Source organism: Amycolatopsis sp. SID8362 (assembly GCF_010550475.1).
GTDB classification, from domain to species: Bacteria; Actinomycetota; Actinomycetes; order Mycobacteriales; family Pseudonocardiaceae; genus Amycolatopsis; species Amycolatopsis eburnea.
In genome coordinates, this window is record NZ_JAAGNB010001552.1 from 1 (window position 1) to 4196 (window position 4196).

Sequence of the window (4196 nt, forward strand, 5' to 3'; positions counted from 1 at the left end):
CTCGGCACCGCGCTCGCCCGGCACCTCCTCGAGCGCGGGGTCGGCCGGGTGGTCGTCGCCGGCCGTCGCGGTCCGGACGCTCCCGGGGCGGCCGCCCTCACCGAGCTGGGCGCCGAGGTCGTCGCCTGCGACTTCACCGACCGCGACGCCGTTTCGGCGCTGCTCGCCACGTTGCCCGGCCTCGACGCGGTGGTGCACGCCGCCGGGGTGCTCGACGACGGCGTCCTCACTTCGCTTACGCCGGAACGCTTCGACGCCGTGCTGCGGCCGAAGGTGGACGCGGCCTGGCTGCTGCACGAACTCGCCCCGGACGCGCACCTCGTCCTGTTCTCTTCGGTGGCAGGCGTTTTCGGCGCGGCCGGGCAGGCGAACTACGCTGCCGCCAACGCCTACCTGGACGCACTGGCCGAGCACCGGCGGGCCGCGGGACTGCCCGGCACCTCGATGGCCTGGGGTGCTTGGGAAACCGGCATGGCCGACGGCCGGAATGGACTGTCCGTCGAGGACGGTCTCGCGTTGTTCGACACGGCTCTGGCGGCCGACCGCGCGGTGAGCCTGCCCGTGCGGCTCGACCTCGCCGCGTTCCGCGGTGGTCCGGTACCGGCGTTGCTGCGCGGCCTCGTGCGCACCCCGGCCCGGCGGACCCGCCCGGTGTCGTCGTTCGGCGACCGGCTGGCCGCCGCACCCGCGGCCGAGCGCGAGACGCTGCTGCTGGACCTGGTCCGGACCGAAGCCGCGGCCGTGCTCGGGCACGAACCGGGGACCCGTGTGGACGCCACGCGCGCGTTCAGCGACCTCGGGTTCGACTCGCTGACCGCGGTCGAGCTGCGCAACCGGCTCGCCGAGGCGACCGGGCTCCGGCTGTCGTCGACGCTCGTCTTCGACCACCCCGGCGCGGACGCGCTGGCCGCCCACCTCGGCGCGGAGCTGCTGGGCACCTCGGTGTCCGAGGTCGCGGCGACCGTCGTGCGCGCGGACGAGCCGATCGCGATCGTGGGCATGAGCTGCCGGTACCCCGGTGGCGTCAGCTCGCCGGACGACCTGTGGCGACTGGTGGCGGAGGGCCGCGACGGCATCGGGGAGTTCCCGGCCGACCGCGGCTGGACCGTCGAGTACAGCACCGACCCGGAGCGCACGGGCACGACCTACACCCGCGAGGGTGGATTCCTCTACGACGCGGCGGAATTCGACGCGGCGCTGTTCGGGATCTCGCCGCGCGAGGCCGTGGCGATGGACCCGCAGCAGCGGTTGCTGCTGGAGACGTCGTGGGAAGCGTTCGAGCACGCGGGCATCGCGCCGGACGCGTTGCGGGGCAGCCGGACCGGCGTCTTCGCGGGCCTGATGTACCACGACTACGGCGCCCGGCTGACGACCGCACCGGCGGACGTCGAGGGCTTCCTCGGGATCGGCAACTCCGGCAGTGTCCTTTCCGGACGCGTCGCCTACACGTTCGGGCTGGAAGGCCCGGCGGTCACGGTCGACACGGCGTGTTCGTCGTCGCTGGTGGCACTGCACCTGGCCGCGCAGGCGCTGCGGTCGGGTGAGTGTTCGCTGGCGCTGGCCGGCGGTGTCACGGTGATGGCGACCCCGGCGACGTTCGTCGAGTTCAGCCGCCAGCGGGGTCTCGCGGCCGACGGGCGGTGCAAGTCGTTCGCCGCCGCGGCCGACGGGACCGGGTGGGGCGAAGGCTCCGGCGTGCTCGTCCTGGAACGGCTGTCCGACGCCCGGCGCAACGGGCACCGCGTGCTCGCCGTGGTCCGCGGCTCGGCGGTCAACTCCGATGGCGCGTCCAACGGCTTGACCGCGCCGAACGGGCCGTCGCAGCAGCGCGTGATCCGGGCGGCGCTGGCGACCGCGGGGCTGACACCGTCCGATGTGGACGCCGTCGAGGCGCACGGCACGGGCACCCGGCTCGGCGACCCCATCGAGGCGCAGGCGGTGCTGGCCACGTACGGGCAGGACCGCCCGGCGCCGCTGTGGCTCGGGTCGATCAAGTCGAACCTCGGTCACACGCAGGCGGCCGCCGGGGTCGCGGGTGTGATCAAGATGGTGCAGGCGCTCCGGCACGGGATGCTGCCGAAGACGCTGCATGTCGACGAGCCGACCCCGCACGTCGAGTGGGCCGACGGTGACGTCCGGCTGCTCACGGATTCCGTTCCGTGGCCCGCTTCCGGCCGTGTCCGGCGGGCCGGGGTGTCTTCGTTCGGGATCAGCGGGACCAACGCCCACGTCGTTATCGAAGAGGCACCGGACGTCGAGGTCGCCGCGGCCGAGCTGCCCGCTGTGCCGTGGGTGCTCTCGGCGAAGTCGCCGTCGGCTCTTCGTGAGCAGGCACGACGGTTGCTCGCGGCACCGGAACAGCCGGTCGGGGCCGTGGCTCGGACGTTGGCCACTGGACGCGCGTCGCTGGACCACCGGGCCGCGGTCGTTGGCGCGGACCGGGCCGAGCTGGTGCGCGGCCTCGAAGCCGTGGCGGCGGGAACGCCCGCGCCGGGTGTCCACGTCGGACAGGCGGCTGGCGGCAAGGTCGCGTTCTTGTTCACCGGGCAGGGTTCGCAGCGGGCCGGGATGGGTCGGGAGTTGTACGAGACGTTCCCGGTGTACGCGGCGGCGTTCGATGCCGCTTGCGCGTACTTGGACCCGCGGGTGAAGGAGCTGTCGGGCGCACCGGACACCGATCTCGCTCAGCAGGGCATCTTCGCGCTCGAAGTGGCGCTGTTCCGCCTGCTGGAGTCGTGGGGCATCCGGCCGGACGTCGTCGTGGGGCATTCGGTCGGGGAGATCGCGGCGGCGCACGTTGCCGGGGCGCTCACTCTCGAAGACGCGGCGACGTTGGTTGCCGCGCGAGGTCGGTTGATGCAGGCGCTGCCGGAAGGTGGCGTGATGATCGCAGTTCAGGCGTCCGAGGAGGACATCGAGCTTCCCGAGGGTGTGTCCTTGGCTGCGGTGAATGGACCGGACGCTGTGGTGCTCTCCGGTGAGGAAGCGGCAGTGACCGAGTATGCGGCGAAGTTTGCGAAGACCAAGCGTCTCAACACGAGTCACGCGTTCCACTCGGCGTTGATGGACCCGATGCTCGCGGAGTTCGCGGCGGCGATTGACGGGCTGACCGTGGCTGAGCCGGTGATTCCGTGGGTGTCCACTGTGGAAGGGGGACCGGACTATTGGGTGCGTCAGGTCCGGGAGTGTGTGCGGTTCGCCGACGCGGTAGCGGCGACGGACGCGCGGACGTTCGTCGAGATCGGTCCGGACGCCGTCCTGAGCGCGATGGTCGACGGTGCGATTCCCGTGCTGCGCAGGGACCACGATGAAGTGCGAAGCGCGATGACCGCCCTCGCGCGACTGCACGGGAGCGGGACCTCGCCGCGGTGGTCAGCCGTGTTCCCCGAGTCGACACCGGCCGAGCTGCCGGGCTACGCCTTCGAGCACAGCCGGTACTGGCTCGACGCCGGTCCCGCCGCCGGTGACGTGACCGCGCTCGGGCAGTCCGCGCCCGGGCACCCGCTGCTGGGGGCCGCCGTCGAGCTGCCGGACGCCGGCACGGTGTTCACCGGCTCGCTGTCGGCCCGGACGACCCCGTGGCTGGCCGAGCACGAGGTGCTGGGCACGCCGCTGCTGCCGGGCGCGGCGTTCGCCGAACTCGCGTTGCGCGCGGGCACGGAACTGGGCTGCCCGGTCGTCGAGGAACTGACGCTGGGCGCGCCGCTCGTCCCGCACGGCGAGGTCGCCCTGCGCGTGACGGTCGGTCCCGATCACGGGGTGACCATCCACTCACGACCGTCCGATGCGGACACCTGGACGCTGCACGCCACCGGCAAGGTGAGCGCGGCGACGCCGGAAGCGGAAGACCTCACCGAATGGCCGCCGTCGGGCGCGGTGGCCGTGGACGACCTCTACGACCGCGCCGCCGAGCAGGGCTTCGGTTACGGCCCCGCCTTCCAGGGCCTGCGGGCCGCATGGCGCGACGGCGACACGGTGTATGCCGAAGTCGCGTTGCCAGCGGGTTACGAGGCGGAGGATTACGGCCTCCACCCGGCGCTGCTCGACGCCGCCCTGCACGGGCTCGGCCTCGGCGGCTTCGTCGACGGCCCGCACCTGCCGTTCTCCTGGACGGGCCTGTCCCTGACGGCGGCGGGCGCGGCCGCCCTGCGCGTGCGCATCCGGCGCGCGGGCCCGGACGCGGTCGCGCTGACCCT

At 73.3% G+C, this 4196-nt stretch carries 1 protein-coding gene; it reads left to right on the plus strand.

Features of this window, described 5'->3' with window-relative positions; genetic code table 11:
• Window positions 1-4196, plus strand: a 4196-nt coding sequence (locus tag G3I65_RS47420) for a type I polyketide synthase (RefSeq protein WP_160701920.1), incomplete at both ends; no start/stop codon positions are given.